At 63.8% G+C, this 17,464-nt stretch carries 13 protein-coding genes; 9 read left to right on the top strand and 4 right to left on the bottom strand.

Annotated features, from left to right (window positions below; genetic code table 11):
• The first annotated feature begins 95 nt into the window (after positions 1 to 95).
• From ACTJKX_RS21175 to ACTJKX_RS21165, 3 genes are all read left to right on the top strand, one after another.
• Positions 96 to 1,280, top strand: coding sequence for a serine hydrolase domain-containing protein (locus ACTJKX_RS21175; protein WP_440726407.1), 1,185 nt, complete (start codon positions 96 to 98; stop codon positions 1,278 to 1,280).
• Between the two features lie 578 nt (positions 1,281 to 1,858).
• Positions 1,859 to 2,638 (top strand): transporter substrate-binding domain-containing protein, encoded by a 780-nt coding sequence (locus ACTJKX_RS21170; protein ID WP_440726406.1) that lies wholly within the window; start codon positions 1,859 to 1,861, stop codon positions 2,636 to 2,638.
• 27 nt (positions 2,639 to 2,665) lie between these two features.
• Complete coding sequence (locus ACTJKX_RS21165) at positions 2,666 to 3,334, top strand: TetR/AcrR family transcriptional regulator (RefSeq protein WP_440726405.1); 669 nt, start codon at positions 2,666 to 2,668, stop codon at positions 3,332 to 3,334.
• Between the two features lie 30 nt (positions 3,335 to 3,364).
• Here the strand turns inward: ACTJKX_RS21165 and ACTJKX_RS21160 are convergent, their stop codons facing one another.
• The 3 genes from ACTJKX_RS21160 to ACTJKX_RS21150 form a co-directional block, all read right to left on the bottom strand.
• Positions 3,365 to 5,422, bottom strand: coding sequence for an oxidoreductase (locus tag ACTJKX_RS21160; RefSeq protein ID WP_440726404.1), 2,058 nt, complete (start codon positions 5,420 to 5,422; stop codon positions 3,365 to 3,367).
• 135 nt (positions 5,423 to 5,557) lie between these two features.
• The gene (locus ACTJKX_RS21155) at positions 5,558 to 6,028 is read right to left on the bottom strand and encodes a hypothetical protein (protein ID WP_440726403.1); all 471 of its coding nucleotides are present in this window, start codon (positions 6,026 to 6,028) and stop codon (positions 5,558 to 5,560) included.
• Between the two features lie 203 nt (positions 6,029 to 6,231).
• Positions 6,232 to 7,071, bottom strand: coding sequence for a pyruvate, water dikinase regulatory protein (locus ACTJKX_RS21150; protein ID WP_311934060.1), 840 nt, complete (start codon positions 7,069 to 7,071; stop codon positions 6,232 to 6,234).
• Between the two features lie 545 nt (positions 7,072 to 7,616).
• Between ACTJKX_RS21150 and hemE the strand changes: the two genes are divergently transcribed.
• The 3 genes from hemE (at position 7,617) to rho (ending at position 10,682) form a co-directional block, all read left to right on the top strand.
• The gene (hemE, locus tag ACTJKX_RS21145) at positions 7,617 to 8,639 is read left to right on the top strand and encodes a uroporphyrinogen decarboxylase (RefSeq protein ID WP_394310749.1); all 1,023 of its coding nucleotides are present in this window, start codon (positions 7,617 to 7,619) and stop codon (positions 8,637 to 8,639) included.
• A gap of 92 nt (positions 8,640 to 8,731) precedes the next feature.
• Positions 8,732 to 9,172: a protoporphyrinogen oxidase HemJ gene (hemJ, locus tag ACTJKX_RS21140; protein WP_311934058.1), complete on the top strand. Its 441-nt coding sequence runs from the start codon at positions 8,732 to 8,734 to the stop codon at positions 9,170 to 9,172.
• 244 nt (positions 9,173 to 9,416) lie between these two features.
• Positions 9,417 to 10,682, top strand: a complete 1,266-nt coding sequence (gene rho, locus ACTJKX_RS21135; protein ID WP_068283433.1) for a transcription termination factor Rho — start codon at positions 9,417 to 9,419, stop codon at positions 10,680 to 10,682.
• 363 nt (positions 10,683 to 11,045) lie between these two features.
• Here rho and ACTJKX_RS21130 read toward each other — a convergent pair whose 3' ends face one another.
• On the bottom strand, positions 11,046 to 13,079 hold the full coding sequence (locus ACTJKX_RS21130; protein WP_440726402.1) for a thioredoxin domain-containing protein: 2,034 nt from the start codon (positions 13,077 to 13,079) through the stop codon (positions 11,046 to 11,048).
• 109 nt (positions 13,080 to 13,188) lie between these two features.
• Here ACTJKX_RS21130 and mnmE point away from each other — a divergent pair, with 109 nt between their 5' ends.
• From mnmE to rsmG, 3 genes are all read left to right on the top strand, one after another.
• Positions 13,189 to 14,511: a tRNA uridine-5-carboxymethylaminomethyl(34) synthesis GTPase MnmE gene (gene mnmE / locus ACTJKX_RS21125; protein ID WP_440726401.1), complete on the top strand. Its 1,323-nt coding sequence runs from the start codon at positions 13,189 to 13,191 to the stop codon at positions 14,509 to 14,511.
• 247 nt (positions 14,512 to 14,758) lie between these two features.
• Positions 14,759 to 16,627, top strand: coding sequence for a tRNA uridine-5-carboxymethylaminomethyl(34) synthesis enzyme MnmG (gene mnmG / locus ACTJKX_RS21120; RefSeq protein WP_440726494.1), 1,869 nt, complete (start codon positions 14,759 to 14,761; stop codon positions 16,625 to 16,627).
• A gap of 192 nt (positions 16,628 to 16,819) precedes the next feature.
• A complete protein-coding gene (gene rsmG, locus ACTJKX_RS21115) occupies positions 16,820 to 17,464 on the top strand; it encodes a 16S rRNA (guanine(527)-N(7))-methyltransferase RsmG (RefSeq protein ID WP_394310756.1) in 645 nt (214 codons plus the stop codon).

Here is a 17,464-nt window from a genome sequence, read left to right as displayed (position 1 = left end):
AGGACCTCGCTACGGCACCTTCTCCCGCAAGGGGAGAAGGCCGGCTGCACCACACCCCTGATCTCCCATCAATTATTGACGCATCTTCAGCACCCATGCCTCATTCAGCCTTCGAATCCGCCTACGGTTTTTCCCGCAATGCCGTACAGCTTTCCAATTGGCGCCAGGCGCCCTGGAATGTCTGGGCTTTCCGCAACGTTTCCGAACTGGTGCCGACCGCACGCATCGCCGCCAAAGCCGCCAAGCCCGAGACGCCGGACGCCGATCCTTCCGGCCTGCTGCGCGAGACTCTGGCGATCGGCGGTGACAGTCATTCCATTGCCGCCATCCTCGCGCAGACCTCCACCGATGCCCTGGTGGTGATGAAATCGGGCCGCTTCGTCGCCGACTACCATGCCCCGCATTTCACCAGTGCTGACAGACATATCGTCTTTTCCATCTCCAAATCGCTGACCGCGATCCTGGCCGGTGTCGCCGAGGACGAGGGACGGCTCGACCCCGAGGCGCCCATCGCCGACTATGTGCCCGAGGTCGCCGGTTCGGCCTTTGCCGACGCCAACGTGCGCCATCTGCTCGACATGCGCGTCAGCCTCTCCTTCGAGGAAGCCTATCTCGATCCCACCGGCGAGTTTGCCCGCTATCGGCGCGCCACCTTGTGGAACCCCTCGGCGCCGGGCCAGGATCCCGGCACGCTGCTGGGCTTTATCGCCTCCATGCCCAAGGGCGCCGGCGAGCATGGCGGCCCCTTCCGCTACCGCTCGCCCAATTCCGACCTGCTTGGCATTGTGGTCGAACGGGCCAGCGGCGAGCGCTATGCCGACTACGCCTCCTCGCGTCTATGGCAGAAGATCGGTGCCCGCCAGGATGGCGCCGTCACGGTCGATGCCGCAGGCACGGCGCGCGCCGCGGGCGGCGTGAGCATGAGTGCGCGGGATCTTGCCCGTGTCGGCGAAATGATGCGCCAGGGCGGCAGTCTCGACGGCACCCGCATCGTCTCGCGAAACTGGGTCGAGGACACCTGCCGGGGCGGCAGCAGGGAAGCCTGGCAGCAGGGCGATTTCGTGCATCTGCTCGGCCAGGGCCGCTATCGCAACAAATGGTACCAGACCGGCTATGCCAATGGCGCCTTCCTGGCCATCGGCATTCACGGCCAGTGGCTCTATGTGAACCCGGCCGCCGAGGTGGTGATCGTCAAGATGTCGTCGCAACCCGAACCGGTGGACGATCCCACCGACAGGCTGAATCTCCAGCTGTTCGAGGCCGTGGCGGCGATAGTATAGGTCACCGGCGTTGCTCGGTTCCTCAGCCTAACACCGCAGGGCCTAGCAGAACGAGACGATCTGCCCTCTCCACGCAGTGGGGAGGGTGGCCCGACGAAGTCGGGTCGGGTGGGGTTGTGGCGGGCAACGCTCCGCACGTAATAGGTTTGCATCACCGTCATGCAAACCTCCAATGGCTATCACGTTGCCCACCACACCCCATCCGTCATTGCTCCGCAATGCCACCTTCCCCACTGCATGGAGAAGGCGGGTCGCGCTCCGTGTTTTCGGTTTTTGATACCGGGCCATGACCTGAGCCCGACGACGCTTGGCGAGCGCCGCCACTGGCGAACACCATAATATTTGGACCCGAATAATCCCTTTCCGTGCGAGCAAGATTGCAAGGGCCGGGTTGACGCGCGCCCTGCCTCACCACGCCCATTGCATCGCCGCTTCTCTTGTTGTACGTTTGTTCAATAAGAAAGAAAAGCAGCCGTGGCGGAGGATGCTCGGCATCGGGAAACGTTCATGCCTGTCCCTGCCGATCATCCGATCCTCCGCGGTCATGCCTGTGCAGCCAGAGAGAACGGAAAGACACCATGCCTCTTCACATCGGGACGCGTTGTATCGCCGCCGCCGCCCTGCTCTACGTCGCCATCACCGGGGCCGAGGCCGCGCCGACCCGCGTCAGCCTTGCCGCCGAACCCTATCCGCCCTTCGCGGCCAAGGATGCCGAGGGGCAATGGGTCGGTTTCGAGGTCGATCTCGCCAAGGCCGTCTGCAAGGCCGCCAAGCTCGATTGCGAGATCGTGCAGACCGCCTGGGACGGCATCATCCCGGCGCTCAATTCAAACAAGATCGACGTGATCTGGGCCTCGATGGGCATCACGCCGGAACGCTCCCAGCAGATCGCCTTCACCATCCCCTATTACACCACCCCGGCTCACTTCGTCGGCGCTAAGGGCGACAGCTTCGACTTTTCGCCTGGCGGGCTGAAGGGCAAGACCGTCGGCGTGCAGACGAGTACGGTCTATGCCGATTATATCGCTCGCGCCTATCCCGAAGCCAGCGTGAAGACCTACTCGACCCAGGATGCTGCCAATGCCGATCTCGTCGCCGGCCGCCTCGATCTCGGCCTGGCCGACAGCATCGCGCTGGCCGATTTTCTCAAGGGCAAGGACGGCGAATGCTGCGAGGTCAAGAACGTGCCCAAGGACCCGATTTTCGAGGCGGGTATCGCCGGCGGCCTGCGCAAGGTCGATATCGACTTGAAGGCCAGGCTCGATGCGGGCATCACTGCCGTCTACAAGCGCGGTGAGTTCGACAAGCTCGCCAAGAGATATTTCAGCTTCGATATCGGCACGCCGCCCAGGAACTGAGCGCACGCCGGTGTCGGAAGAAAGCGATTGGGTTTGAGCTCCGTTTCGCCGACACCGCCCCGCCCCGCCAAGCGCGCGCCCCGCTTCAACCGCGAAACCGCGGACGTCCGCCGGCGCCAGCTGATCGAGGCCGCCATACGCGCTCTGGCCAAGGGCGGTATCGCCGCCTTCACCATTGACAGCATCTGCAAGGAAGCCCAGGTCTCGCGCGGCCTGATCAACCATCATTTCGGCAGCCTCGACGATCTCCTGGTCGAGGTCTACCAATCCTCGCTCTATGAAAGCGTCAGCGAGCATATCGCGCAGGCTCGCCGGCAGCGGCAAGACCGGACAGGGAACCCGCCTGAGGCCGTCCTGCTCGCCCTGGTGCGCTCCAATTTCCAGCCGCGTTCCTTCACCCGCGACAATCTGCTGGTCTGGCTGGCGCTGTGGGGCGAGATCGCCGTCAATGACAAGCTGCGCCAGGCCCATCGCCGCCTCTACGAGGCCTATCGCGGCGAACTGGCCGTCGAAATCGCTGCCATTGCCGCCCATCGCAGCCGCCCGGTCGACGCGGCCGGGCTCGCCCGCAATTTCATCGCCCTGGTCGACGGCCTCTGGCTGGAATGGTGCCTCGACGACAAGGCGGTGACCCCGGTCGAGGCCGAAGAGGCTAGTCTCGGCCTGCTCGAAAGCGCGCTGGGGCCCCTGCGGTAGAAGCGAAGGATGATATCGGAAACGCCAGCTTCAAGCCGGCAGCGGCCGCTCCCGGCGCGGCACGACCTCGGCCGGCGGCCTGTCGAACTCGCGGGCCCAGCGATGGCCGGCATGCACGGCGTCGGCGATCGACGAGGGTGCCAGGCAATCGCCGATGCGGGTGACGGAGCGGAGGCCGGCCGCCGCCCACTGCCCGGCCCTATCGGCCAGCTCGCGATAGAGGCCATCCTCCGCCATGCGGCCGGTGACCAGGACGAGGGCGCCGAAATCATGCCGGCGGATCCGCCCGGTATAGGTGCAGGCGAGTTCGGCCACGCCTTCCGCCGCTCCGGCCAGGCGCTGGCCGAGCAGCGGTTCCACGCCGAGTTCCAGGAGCCGCCTGTGGATGAAGAACTGCTCGTCCGTCATCGCGGTCCAACTCGACAACATGGCTGCCGGAGTGGCCAGCCGCACCTCATGGCCTTGCCTGCGGAAGGTCTCGGCCAGAGCACCACCCATGGCGTAATGCTCGTCGTCATAGATCAGCACCGGCCCGCCGACTTCGGCACCGGCGAAGATGTCGTCGGGCGTAAGGATCTGGCCGGTGCCGAGGTCAGCGGCCTCCTCGCCGAGGCTGCCGATGCCGTCGCGCCGCCAGCGGCTGCCGGTCGCGAGCACGACATGCTCGGCCTCGAGCCCCAAAACGTCCTCGGCAGCGAGCGGGCTTTCCGGAAAGAGCTCGATGGCCGGCAGCTTGCCGATCATGGTGAGGCGGTAGTCGCGCACGCGAGCCCAGCTGGCGAGCCCCGGCAGGGTGGATTCGCGATTGATACGGCCGCCGAGCCGGCGCTCGGCCTCGGCGAGCATCACGCGATGCCCGCGGCGCCCGAGGGTCAGGGCGCATTCGAGGCCCGCCGGGCCGCTGCCTACCACCAGCACGCGTGACGGCCCGCCGGCCGTCGTTTCGATGCGCTCGGGATGCCAGCCGCGCCGCCATTCCTCGCCGATGGTGGGATTTTGCGTGCAGCGCAGCGGCACGGCCTCGTTATTGGCCGAACGGCAGATATTGCAGCCGATGCATTCGCGGATCTCGTCCTCCCGGCCCTCATCGATTTTCCTGGGCAGGAAGGGGTCGGCGATGGAGGGGCGGGCGGCGCCGATGAAATCCTGGATGCCGCGCCGGACCTGGCTCACCATGCTGTCGGGCGAGGTGAAACGCCCGACGCTGACCACCGGCTTGCTGGTGAGAGCCTTGACGAAGGCGACATGCTCTTCCTGGAAGCCTTCGTCGCTGAAGCGGGCGGAGCGGGAATCATTGCCGAGCGACCCGGAGACGTTGACGTCCCACAGATCCGGCAGCTCCGCCAGCATGGCCAGGATCTCCCGTCCTTCCCCCTGGGAGGTGATGCCGCGCGGCCCGTGCAATTCGTCAACCGACAGGCGCACGGCAACCGCGCAGCGGTCGTCGACGGCCTCATGCGTGTCCTCGATCAGTTCCCGCAGCAGCCTGACGCGATTGGCGAGGCTGCCGCCATATTCGTCGCCGCGCAGATTGAGGCGGGGCGACAGGAACTGGAACGGCAGATAATCGTGGCCGGCATAGCAATAGACGATGTCGAAGCCGGCCCGCCTGGCCCGCAGGGCAGCATCGCGGTGCCAGGTCCGGAACGCCTTGATATCGGCCTTGTCCATGGCGCGCGCACTGCCCGGCTGCGGAATCAGGGCCGGACGGGCCGACGGCGCCAGGACGGGCTCGCGCGTCAGGCGGTTATTGGCATGGGAGCCGCCATGCCACAGCTCCACGCCGGCAAGGCTGCCATGATCATGGATGGCTTCCACCGTGGGCATGAGCGAGCGCACATCGTCCTCGTCCCACAGGGTCAGGAAGCCGAAGGGCGAATCGTCCGAACTCGGATGGATCGAGCAATATTCCGTGCAGACTACACCCCAGCCGCCCTCTGCCTTGATGCCGCGCAGCTTGGCGCCGCTTTCCGGCCTGAGATAGCCCATGCCGGTGGCGTGCGGTGTCTGGTAGAAGCGATTGGGTGCTGTGACCGGGCCAACGCGCACCGGTTCGAACAGAATGTCGTAGCGCGGATTGCGGGGCATCTCGACCTGATCTCTTGTTGTACATTTGTTCAATAAGAATAGATGTTTCGCCATAGAACGCAAGCAGCTGCCGGCGGCCAGTCACGCGGGGCTCAGGCCAAGCGTAATGACCCAATCAATCAGGATGCAGCGGCGCTAGCGCCTCAAAAGGCGGTCGGGCAGCCATACCGCCACCAGCCAGAACACCAGGCCGCAGAGCGCCCCCATCAAACCGAAGTCGAGGGCTACGCCGGCAAGTTCGGGGTTCCCGTTGGAAATCCACTCGGTACCGAACATCAGATAGACCGCACCGACGGCCGCGACGATCGCCGCCGCCGCCATATAGGGCCAGGGCGCCCGCCAGCCGAGCAGGTGCATGAGGGCACGGGTCAGCAGTGCCGGCAGGCCGGCGAGCAGCACGGTCATATAAGCCAGGGCACCAATCAGGGTCGGGGCATCCCCGGCATCGCCGAGGCCGGTATCGGACCGAACCATGATCGCGCCGATATAGGTCAGGGCCGCCGTGAGCGAAGCGAGGGCGATGCCGATGAGACAGAAGGCGAGGTGGACGAGAAAGCTCAGAACCGGGCGAGGTTTCGGCGCCACAGGCGTTGCATCGGCAATCATCGTCAATCGTTCCCGAACCTACCAAACCAGCCCAATTCCAGCCGGATTACCCGTCGTCATTGCGAGCGCAGCGAAGCAATGACAAAAAGGCGATCTCGAAGTCGAATCCCGACGATCCTGCCAAGCTCTGTCGGTGAAGACATAACCGTTCCCGCGCCTCGACGTTGTATCCGGCGCTACAGCATGAACGACAGCAGCTGCCCTTACGTCTCCACGATGCGGGCGCGGCGATGGGCGCGCAGCAGGCCCTGGATGGCCGCCGCGGTTTCCTCGATCGAACGGCGGGTGACATCGATCATCGGCCAGCCGCGCTGGGAGAACAGGCGCCGGGACTGGGCGATCTCCTCGGCCACGGCCATGCGGTCGGTATAGGTGTCCACTTCGTGATGCGGGCTGAGGGTCAGCACACGGTTCTCGCGGATCTGCACGATGCGCTCGGGCGAGGCGAACAGGCCAACGATCAGCGGATTCTTCAGATGCTCGACTTCCGGCGGCAGCGGCACGCCGGGAACCAGTGGAATATTGGCGGTCTTGACGCCGCGATGAGCTAGATAGATCGAGGTCGGCGTCTTGGAGGTTCTGCTGACGCCGAGGAGCAGCACGTCGGCTTCCTCGTAATCGGTCGGCATCAGGCCGTCATCATGCATCATCGTGTAGTTGAGCGCGTCGATGCGGCGGAAATAGTCGGCATTCAGCACATGCTGGGCGCCGGGCTTCACCATCACCTCGGTGCCGAGATAGGATTTGAACAGATCGAAGATCGGCTGCAGCACCGATAATACCGGAGCGCCCATCTCGCGGCAGCTGCGCTCCAGCCGCTCCGCCAGTTCCGGTTCGACCAGGGTATAGAGCACCACGCCCGGATTGGCTTCGATCTCGGCGATGGTGCGGTCGAGATCGCGCTCGCTGCGTACCAGCGGGTAGATATGCTCGAGCGCCGAGACTGCCGGATACTGGGCGGCGACGGCTCGCCCGGCCATGATCAAAGTCTCGCCGGTGGAGTCCGAAACCAGGTGAAGATGGAAGAAGCTTCTTGTGGCCATGACAGGACGTAGCGCGGGATGGCCTTGTGGACAAGTGGGGACAGCTGAAGGCCCTTAACCCCTTCTTAAGAGAGGCTGTGGAAGAACTCGATCTTTCATCAACAGGCTGATCGCTTGGGATGGGATTCCGCGTGCTCGGCTGCAAAAGACTCATAAGGCGCTAAGTGAGACTCGGCGCCCTCACCCCGAGCTTGCCGCCACCGCCTTGATTCAACGGCTGGAATCAGCGCGGCTTTCTTCCGATTTTTCGCACTGAATTTTCGACGACGCTTGCCTGCCGCCTGTGAATAGATTGTGGACGGCAAGGAAGCACGGTAAACGAGGCGTTAAGAAGAAAGAGAATGAAGATTCATATCTCTCTTTTTCATTTTTTCTGGCGGTAGGCCGGATCGGGCGAACCCTGTCGCCGAGCTGGATTTCCGAACGCCCTCAAGAATGGATGCGATAGTCCAGCGACGTCTCAATCTTCCAGCAGGGCCAACCGGCCGAAGCGCCCGGTTCGATCCATCGCCCCTGCCTCGTATTGCCGAGAAAGCCTGACCCATATGACCAAAGCTCTCCTCGATGTCCTTGCCGGCAAGGCTCAGCCGGTGCCGCCAATCTGGCTGATGCGCCAGGCGGGACGCTATCTGCCGGAATACCGGGCGATCAGGACCAAGGCTTCGGGCTTTCTGAACTTCTGCTACACGCCCGATCTCGCCATCGAGGCGACCTTGCAGCCGATCAGGCGCTTCGGCTTCGATGCTGCCATCCTGTTCTCGGACATTCTGGTGGTGCCCGATGCCTTGGGACAGAAAGTCTGGTTCGAGGAGGGGGAGGGCCCGCGGCTGGAGCCGGTCACGGACCTTGCCGGCCTGGCGGGTCTCAAGAGCCAGGTCGATCTCGATCATCTAGCGCCTGTGTTCGAGACCATCCGCCAGGTCAAGGCCACGCTGCCGGTCAATGTGACCTTCCTCGGCTTTTGCGGGGCGCCCTGGACAGTGGCGACCTATATGATCGCCGGACGCGGGGTGAAGGACCAGCTGCCCGCACGCCTCGCCGCTTATCAGGATCCGGTCTTCTTCGCCGCCCTGATCGACCGACTGGTGGCGGCTTCGATCGATTATTTGGCGGCTCAGCTTGAAAATGGCGTCGACGCTGTCCAGATATTCGACAGCTGGGCGGGCATCCTTCCGCCGGACGAATTCGAGCGCTGGGCTATCGAACCTGCCAAGCGCATCGTTGAGGGCGTCAGGGCGCGCCGTCCCGGAGCGCGCATCATCGGCTTTCCGCGTGGCGCGGGTTCCTTCTATCGCGATTATGCGCAGGATGTGGCGGTCGATGCCATCGGGCTCGATTGGGCGGTCGATCCAGCCTGGGCGGCACAGGAAATCCAGCCGCTGAAGCCGGTACAGGGCAATCTCGACCCCCTGGCGCTGGTGGCGGGCGGCGATCCCCTGAACCGGGCGCTCGACCGCATTCTCGAAAACCTCGCCGGCAAGCCCTTCATCTTCAATCTGGGCCACGGCATCGTGCCGCAGACGCCGATCGCCCATGTCGAGCAGATGCTGAAGCGAATCAGGGGCTAGGGTTGTTAGACTGGTGATAATCCGTGCCGGAAAAGCAGCCTTCTCGCTGACGAGGAGAAGGGGCGGCACCCACCAAATGCAGGAACGACGTGATGGAATATGGCGGCACGGCCTATGATCTCGTAAAGGCGGGGCACATCATCGCCGTGATCGCCTGGATGGCGGGCATGCTCTATCTGCCGCGCCTGTTCGTCTATCACGCCGAAGCCGCCAAGGGCTCGATCCAGAGCGAGACCTTCAAGGTGATGGAACGCCGCCTCCTGAAGGCCATTATCAACCCGGCCATGGGCGCAACCTGGATTTTCGGCCTGCTGCTGGTGTGGTCGTCTGGCTTCTACAGCCAGCCCTGGTTCCACGCGAAATTCTTGGCTGTGCTGCTGCTTTCGGGCGTGCATGGCTGGTTTTCGAAGCTGACGCGGGAATTCGCCGAGGACCGCAATGTCCGCCCGGCGAAATTCTTCCGGATGATCAACGAAATTCCCACCGTTCTGATGATTCTTATCGTCATCCTGGTCGTGGTGAAGCCCTTCTGAGGATTTCACGCTTTTTCGACATTTGGCCGGTCCGCCCGCTTGCCCAGGCGCAGGGCCGGCTGTATAAAGCCCTTCTCCTTCCATTGCAGGCTGGCGTCTTGAGGGTATGGGTGTCGAACCCGGCCACGGCGCTGACGCAAGACTAAGTCTGGCGATAACAAGACCTGTTCCCCCCGAGAATCTTCTTATTCGCGCTTCTTTGATGCGCGTGACCCAACGAATCCATCCCCCAACAAGGACCCCCATGCGGGAAATCAAACTTCAGGATCTCAAATCCAAAACCCCAATCGAAATGCTTGCCTTCGCGGAGGAACTCGAGGTCGAGAACGCTTCCTCGATGCGCAAGCAGGAACTCATGTTCGCCGTGCTCAAGCAGCTCGCCAATCGCGAGGTCGAGATCGTCGGCGAAGGTGTCGTCGAGGTGCTGCAGGACGGCTTCGCCTTCCTGCGCTCGCCCGAGGCCAATTATCTGCCCGGCCCTGACGACATCTATGTGTCACCCTCGCAGATCCGCAAATTCGGTCTGCGCACCGGCGATACGGTCGAGGGCATCATCCGCTCTCCCAAGGATGGCGAGCGCTATTTCGCCCTGCTCAAGGTCAATACGATCAATTTCGAAGATCCGGACAAGACCAAGCACAAGATCAATTTCGACAACCTCACGCCGCTCTATCCCAACCAGCGGCTGAAGCTCGAGATCGGCGACGCCACCAAGAAGGATTATTCCTCGCGCGTCATCGACATCGTCTCGCCGATCGGCAAGGGCCAGCGCGCCCTGATCGTGGCGCCGCCGCGTACCGGTAAGACGGTGCTGCTGCAGAATATCGCCCAGTCGATCACTGCCAACCATCCCGAATGCTACCTGATCGTGCTTCTGATCGACGAGCGTCCGGAAGAAGTCACCGACATGCAGCGTTCGGTGAAGGGTGAGGTGATCTCCTCCACCTTCGACGAACCGGCTGGCCGCCACGTCCAGGTTTCGGAAATGGTGATCGAGAAGGCCAAGCGCTTGGTCGAGCATGGCCGCGACGTGGTCATCCTGCTCGATTCGATCACCCGCCTCGGCCGCGCCTACAACACCGTGGTGCCGTCCTCCGGCAAGGTGCTGACCGGCGGTGTCGACGCCAACGCCCTGCAGCGTCCTAAGCGCTTCTTCGGCGCGGCCCGTAACATCGAAGAGGGCGGCTCGCTGACCATCATCGCGACGGCGCTGATCGAGACCGGCTCGCGCATGGACGAAGTCATCTTCGAAGAGTTCAAGGGCACCGGCAACTCCGAAATCATCCTCGACCGCAAGGTTTCCGACAAGCGTGTCTTCCCGGCGATCGACATCACTCGCTCGGGCACCCGCAAGGAAGAACTGCTGGTGGCGAACGACATTCTCAAGAAGATGTATGTGCTGCGCCGCATCCTCAACCCGATGGGCACGGTCGACGCCATCGAGTTCCTGCTCGACAAGCTCCGGCAGACCAAGCTCAATGCGGACTTCTTCGACTCGATGAACACCTGAGGCATCCGCCCAGATCGTTCCAGACGGCCCGGCAGCAATGCCGGGCCGTTTTGCGTCCGGCACCGATTCGGAAACGGAACGGACCGGTCGCGGGCAAGAAGGGGCGATTCTGGTTCCCAGGCGAAGGTGGACGCTGCCTCCAGGGCCAATCGGTATGAACGGCGGCAGGAAGTACCGGATATAATTAACCCTGTTTCACGTGAATCACCCTCCGACCCCAAACCGCTCTCCTGTAGGGGGAACGCTTCGATAGAGGCCGTGCGAACTTCGACGTAGCTTAGGTTGAACCGCATGGCCTTCCCACCTGATTCACGTGAAACAGGCTGCCGGTGATTCACGTGAAACAGGCGGTGCTTGCTTTGCCTAGGCGCCCCGCATGGAGCGGATCGTCTCGGCGAGCGCCGCTGGATCCCCGACAGGAAGTGAGCAGCGTTGCCCCGAGCAGACGAAGGCGGCTGGCCCGCCACCGGCATCGGCCTGGCGCACGGCATGCCCCGCGGGCAGTTCCTCAATCCGCGCTGCCCGCAGGATGGTCCGGCTCGGAAAGGGTTGATCGAGCGCAGAGCGATAAAGCTGATCGGCCGTCGCCCCGCTGCCCAGCACCACGATTTCCAGGCCATGGAGCCTGAGGTCGAGGGCATTGAGCAGGGAGGCGTGGCCGAAGACATTGCCGGCCATTGCCGGCGACAATGCCGTGAACATCTCGTCGCCGCGCTGTAGCCAGCGCTGCTCGCCGGTCAAGGCAGCGAGACGGACCAGATTGTCCGCCATGATGCCGTTGGCGTTGGGAACGGCCTCGTCGAGGGTGGAGCGCGGCCGGGTGATCAGCGCCGCAGCGTCCTCTGCGGTGAGGAAATATCCGCCGCCCTCGGCATCGGCATAGTCGCGTTCGATCGCCTCTGCCCAGCCAAGGGCCCGATCGAGATAGGCCTGCCCCGCTCCGGCCTCGTGCAGGGCCAGCGCCGCCTTGATCATGGCTGCGAGATCACTGGCTAGGCCCGGCTTGAGCAGCCGGCCCTCGCGCCAGGAATGGCCGAGGCGCGGCCCGTCGGCCATGGATTCGGCGACGAAACGAAAGGCTGCCTGGGCAAGAGCGAGCCAGTCCGGCCTGTCGAATATGACGGAAGCACGGGCGAGCGCTGCAATGGCGAGACCGTTCCAGTCGGCCAGGACCTTGTCGTCGCGGGCTGGCGCGACGCGCTTGGCCCGCTCAGCAATCAGCCTGGGCCGCAGATCCTGCCAGCCTATTTCGAGCGCCGGCTCGAGGTCGTCCTTGCCGAGACGATTGGGAATGGACTGGCCTTCCCAATTGCCTCCGTCGGCGATGTCGAAGGTGTGGGCCACGAATTCGGCATCATCGACACCGAGGATCTCGACGAGTTCATGCGGTTTCCAGACATAGAAGCGGCCTTCATGCCCCTCCGAATCGGCATCGAGAGAAGCGGCAAAAGCCACGCTGTTCGAGATTTGTCCGTCTCCCGCCAGCATCTCGCGTTGCAGCCATTCGACCAGTTCGATGGCCGCCTGGCGATAGAGATCGCGTTTGGTCTCCTGCCAGGCCAGCGCCAGCAATTCGAGCAATTGGGCGTTGTCATAGAGCATCTTCTCGAAATGCGGCACCAGCCAATACTCATCGACGCTGTAGCGCGCAAAGCCGCCGCCGACATGATCGCGGATGCCGCCCTGGCAGATGCGCTCCAGCGTCAGCAGCATCAGCTTGCGGGCTTCGCTGCCCGGTCCGCCGCGCCAGAGCAATTCGAGATAGGATGCGTTCGGAAATTTCGGCGCACCCTTGGTGCCGCCATTGACGGGATCGGTGATGCCGGCCAAGGCAGCGATCGCCTGGGCGAGGCCGTCGGCACCGAAGGCGCGATCGCCACGCTGGGGGATGCGGTTGAGCACGCCAAGCAGTGCCTGGCGATTGCGGCCGACCCGCTCGAAATCGGTGTGGTAGGCCTTGGCAATGGCCCGGAGCACGTCGACGAAGCCAGGACGGCCATAGCGCGATTCAGGCGGGAAATAGGTGCCCCCCCAGAAGGGTTCGCCACCGGGTGTGAGAAACATGGTGAGAGGCCAGCCGCCCTGCTCCCCGAGAGCGTGAAGAGCCGTCATGTAGATCTGGTCGATATCGGGTCTTTCCTCGCGATCCACCTTGATGTTGATGAAAAGCTCGTTCATGACGGCGGCGATGTCGGGATTCTCGAAGCTCTCATGGGCCATGACGTGGCACCAATGGCAGGCGGCGTAGCCGACGGAGAGCAGGATCGGTTTGTTCTGGGCCCGGGCAAGCGCCAGGGCCTCTTCGCCCCAGGGCTGCCAATGCACCGGATTGCCGGCATGCTGGATCAGATAGGGGCTGGTTTCATGAGCGAGGTTGTTTTGCAGCGCGGTGGACATGATGGCAGCCTCTCCTTCGAGAAGAGAGTATGGGGTCGCCGGCCGGGAAGTGAAAGCGCTTCGGTGTCATCAAGGGCGGGATCTGTCCGGGCGGGCGGAGTGTTCGCTCATGGCTGAGACCATCGTCGCGCTCGCCTCGGGTGTCGGCCGGGCCGGTGTTGCCGTGATCCGGCTGTCCGGTCCCTCGGTTCGATTCGGATTGGAAACGATTGCCGGAAGTGTGCCGCAGCCGCGCCGTGCCGCGTTGCGGCGTCTGAAGGATCCCGGCAACGGCGAGGTGCTCGACGAAGCGCTGGTGCTGTTCTTTCCGGGCCCGGCCAGCTTTACGGGCGAGGATGTCGCCGAATTGCAGGTGCATGGCGGCCGGGCCATCATTGCCGGGGTGATCGCGGCCCTGACCGCCCTGCCGGGCTTTCGCCTGGCCGAGCGGGGTGAGTTTACCCGGCGGGCCGTCGCCAATGGCCGGATGGATCTGACCTCAGCGGAGGGTATCGCCAGCCTGGTCGAGGCCGAGACATCAAGCCAGCGGCGCCAGGCCTTGCGCCAGGCGGGTGGCGCGCTGGAGCGGGCGGCCATGGCTTGGCGGCAGCGCCTTGCCGGCCTGTTGGCGCTGATGGAAGCCGAGATCGACTTTCCGGACGAAGAGGACGTCCCTGCCCTGTTCCACTCGGTCCGGTCCGGGGCTGAGGCCTTGCTGGCGGAGATCGAGATGGCCTTGCGAGGCGCGCGCAGCGGCGAGCGATTGCGCGAGGGCGCGGTAATGGTGATTGCGGGACCGCCCAATGCCGGCAAGTCCACGCTGCTCAATGCCCTGGCCCGGCGCGATGTCGCCATCGTCTCTCCCATTGCCGGCACCACCCGCGATACGCTGGAGGTCAATCTCGATCTTGGCGGCTATCCGGTGACCCTGATCGACACGGCCGGCCTGCGCGAGACGAACGACGTGGTCGAGGCGATCGGCGTGGAGCGGGCTCGGGCGAGCTTGGACCGTGCCGATCTGGTGATCTGGCTGGAGGCTGGCGATGCTCGTGCGGATCCGCCCGAGCCGCCCGCTCCCCTCCTGCGTGTTCTCACCAAGCAGGACGATAGCCAAGACCCCCCGCCCCACACTCTCCCTGCGGGCTTCGAGCTCGGCCTGTCGGCCCGCAGTGGCGCAGGCATGCCCGCCTTGCTCGAGCGGCTCGAACAGGCGGCCAGAAAGGCCCTGGAGAGTGGCGAGACCGCCCTGGTGACGCGGGAGCGCCATCGCCGGGAACTCGAGACCGTGACGGCGCACCTGGCCACGGTGCGGGCGGCGGATGAGGCAACGCCAGTGGAATTCGTCGCCGAGGATTTGCGCCTGGCCGTGCGGGCCATCGGCCGGCTGACGGGCAGGGTCGACATCGACGAGATCTATGACGTGATCTTCCGGGAATTCTGCATCGGCAAGTAGGCGGGAACGAGGCATCCGGAATTGCCGCTATGTTTGGGTCGGTCCCGGTTCTTCGGGTTCTGGATCTCACGCTGGTTTTGACGCAGAGGCTGCTTCGGCGTAAGAGCTGCAGCGAAACACGGATATTTGCGCCGTCACCGTCAGCGCAGCCGGACGATCCTGGGTTCAATGCCTGGATCCGTATGGCTGCGTTTGCAATGACGAATGGGCGTTCGAAGCCGCGGATGGCGGGCGAATGGATTCGATGATGAACCGGCAATTCGATGTGATCGTGGTGGGTGGCGGCCATGCCGGCTGCGAGGCGGCGGCGGCCGCTGCACGGCTTGGCGCCCGGACGGCTCTCATCACCCATCGAGCCGAGACCATCGGCACCATGTCCTGCAACCCCGCGATCGGCGGGCTCGGCAAGGGACATCTCGTACGCGAGATAGACGCGCTCGATGGTTTGATGGGACGGGTCGCCGATCAGGGCGGCATTCAGTTCCGCGTGCTCAACCGCCGCAAGGGACCCGCCGTGCGCGGGCCGCGGGCACAGGCGGACCGAGCCCTTTACGCGGCCGCCATGCAGGCGGCGATTGCCGAGCAGGCCGATCTGACCGTGATCGAGGCGGAAGTCGATGATATCGAGATCATGGATGGTCGGGTCCGGGCTGTCACGAGCACGAAGGGTGATCGATTCGGATGCGGATCGGTTGTCCTGACCACGGGAACCTTTTTGAGCGGCATCATCCATATCGGCGATACCAGGATTGCGGCGGGCCGTGTCGGCGAGGCTCCGGCACTCGGCCTTTCCCGGACCCTTGCCCGTATCGGTTTCGAGCTGGGACGGCTGAAGACGGGCACGCCGGCCCGTCTCGATGGCCGAACCATCGACTGGGCTTCGCTTGAGATGCAGCCCGGCGACGAGCCGCCGGAACCCTTTTCGACCTTGACCACACAGCTGCCCAATCCGCAGGTTTCCTGTGGCATTACCCGCACCACGCCGCAAACCCACAAGGTCATCCAGGACAACATCCACCGGGCTCCAATCTATTCGGGGCAGATCGAAAGCCGGGGCCCGCGCTATTGCCCGTCGATCGAGGACAAGGTGGTACGCTTTGGCGAGCGGGACGGCCACCAGATCTTCCTGGAGCCGGAAGGCTTGAACGATCGCACCGTCTACCCGAACGGCATCTCGACCTCCCTTCCCGAGGATGTGCAGCAGGCCATGCTGGTGACCATTCCGGGCCTGGAGAAGGTTCGGATGATCCGGCCCGGCTATGCCATCGAGTATGACCATATCGATCCGCGCGAGCTCGACGCCACGCTGGAGGCGCGGCGGGTACGTGGGCTGTTCCTGGCCGGGCAGATCAATGGCACCACCGGCTATGAGGAAGCGGGTGCGCAGGGCCTGGTTGCTGGCCTGAATGCAGCCCGCCGGGCCGCTGGCGGTGAAGGCGTGAGCTTCCGCCGCGACGAATCCTATATCGGCGTGATGATCGACGACCTGGTTACCCGCGGCGTCAGCGAGCCCTATCGCATGTTCACCTCGCGGGCCGAATATCGCCTGACCCTGCGGGCCGACAATGCCGACCGGCGCCTGACCGACCGCGGCCTCGCCCTCGGCCTGGTCGGGGCGGAGCGGCAACGGGCCTGGAAGGCCAAGCAGGCCGCCTTCGACGCGGCCCTGGTCTGGAGCCGATCCGTTTCGGTGACGCCGAACCAGGCCGAGGTTGCCGGCATCCATATCAACCGCGACGGCGTCAGGCGCTCCGCTTTCGATCTCCTCGCCTATCCCAATGTCGGTTTCTCCGATCTGGCCCGGCTGTGGCCTGAGGCGGCCGAGTTCGAGGGGACGGTGCTGGAGCAGGTCGAGATCGAAGCCAAATATGCTGTTTATCTGGAGCGGCAGAAGGCGGATGTGGCGGCCTTTCGCCGTGACGAAGACATTGAAATTCCTAGTGATTTTGACTTCCAGGCTGTCGTCGGCTTTTCCAACGAGACCCGGCAGAAATTCGCCAGCGTGCAACCGCGGACCATTGGCCAGGCGAGCCGGATCGACGGTATCACGCCGGCGGCAACCACCCTTCTGCTGGCAGCGCTACGCAAGCGCAAGCAGGCAAGAGCAGTCCTTTGATCGATTCGGACTCGTATCGAATAACTTCGAGAACGTCGATCGAACCGCTCGAAGTATGAGGGAGCGCAGCCGGGTTGAGGCAGGTGGCTGACGAGCGAGCGTTCTCAAACCCACACGGTTCGGGCTAGCCGTAGCGTTGGATTACTCCAGGTCTTGCTTGCCTCCAGAAGCCGGATCAGCCATGGTCCGGGCATGACTCTGGACACTGACCGCCAAGCAGCCTTGCGATCCCTCCCTGTTTCACGTGAAACAGTTGGAGACTTTGACCTCTATGTCGATGCCCTGCAACGCTGGCAAAGGGTCAAGAATCTGGTGGCGCCGTCCACCCTCTCGCAAGTCTGGACCCGGCATATAGCCGACAGCGCTCAATTGCTTCCTCTGCTGGGCCATGCCAGGACGGTTGTTGATCTCGGCAGTGGTGCCGGCTTTCCCGGCATGGTCCTGGCAATAGCGAACAAGTCCATCCCGGGATTTCGAGTGCATCTCGTCGAGTCGAACGGACGCAAGGCCTCCTTTCTGCGAGAAGTGGCCCGCATAACCAACGCGCCCGCGACAGTGCATGCCCTTCGAATCGAAGATTTCGTATCCGGCTGGTCGGACGGCGCGGATATGATCACGGCGCGCGCTCTGGCATCGCTACCAGAATTGCTCGACTATAGCGAGGAGCTGTTGAAAACGGGCGCGCAGGCGCTGTTTCTCAAGGGACAAGATGTAGGGCAGGAATTGACCCAGGCAACTAAATATTGGAATATCCAGGCGGAATTGATACCGAGCCTTACTGACTCGACCGGGCAGATTGTTTCGATCAAAACCGCGATAAAGCGCCTGGGCGGGTGA

The sequence above is a fragment of the Labrys sp. 22185 genome, assembly GCF_052045555.1.
Classification (GTDB): domain Bacteria; phylum Pseudomonadota; class Alphaproteobacteria; order Rhizobiales; family Labraceae; genus Labrys; species Labrys neptuniae.
The sequence above is the reverse complement of the archived record's forward strand: the minus strand, read 5'-3'. Positions and strand labels throughout refer to the sequence as shown.

Excerpts from the sequence above, each read along its gene's own strand:
- hemJ (WP_311934058.1), top strand. The coding sequence starts at position 8,732 with ATGGAATATGGCGGCACGGCCTATGATCTCGTAAAGGCGGGGCACATC.
- mnmE (WP_440726401.1), top strand. The coding sequence starts at position 13,189 with ATGGCTGAGACCATCGTCGCGCTCGCCTCGGGTGTCGGCCGGGCCGGT.
- hemE (WP_394310749.1), top strand. The coding sequence starts at position 7,617 with ATGACCAAAGCTCTCCTCGATGTCCTTGCCGGCAAGGCTCAGCCGGTG.
- mnmG (WP_440726494.1), top strand. The coding sequence starts at position 14,759 with ATGAACCGGCAATTCGATGTGATCGTGGTGGGTGGCGGCCATGCCGGC.
- ACTJKX_RS21160 (WP_440726404.1), bottom strand. The coding sequence starts at position 5,422 with ATGCCCCGCAATCCGCGCTACGACATTCTGTTCGAACCGGTGCGCGTT.
- rsmG (WP_394310756.1), top strand. The coding sequence starts at position 16,820 with ATGACTCTGGACACTGACCGCCAAGCAGCCTTGCGATCCCTCCCTGTT.
- ACTJKX_RS21175 (WP_440726407.1), top strand. The coding sequence starts at position 96 with ATGCCTCATTCAGCCTTCGAATCCGCCTACGGTTTTTCCCGCAATGCC.
- ACTJKX_RS21170 (WP_440726406.1), top strand. The coding sequence starts at position 1,859 with ATGCCTCTTCACATCGGGACGCGTTGTATCGCCGCCGCCGCCCTGCTC.
- ACTJKX_RS21155 (WP_440726403.1), bottom strand. The coding sequence starts at position 6,028 with ATGATTGCCGATGCAACGCCTGTGGCGCCGAAACCTCGCCCGGTTCTG.
- ACTJKX_RS21150 (WP_311934060.1), bottom strand. The coding sequence starts at position 7,071 with ATGGCCACAAGAAGCTTCTTCCATCTTCACCTGGTTTCGGACTCCACC.
- rho (WP_068283433.1), top strand. The coding sequence starts at position 9,417 with ATGCGGGAAATCAAACTTCAGGATCTCAAATCCAAAACCCCAATCGAA.
- ACTJKX_RS21130 (WP_440726402.1), bottom strand. The coding sequence starts at position 13,079 with ATGTCCACCGCGCTGCAAAACAACCTCGCTCATGAAACCAGCCCCTAT.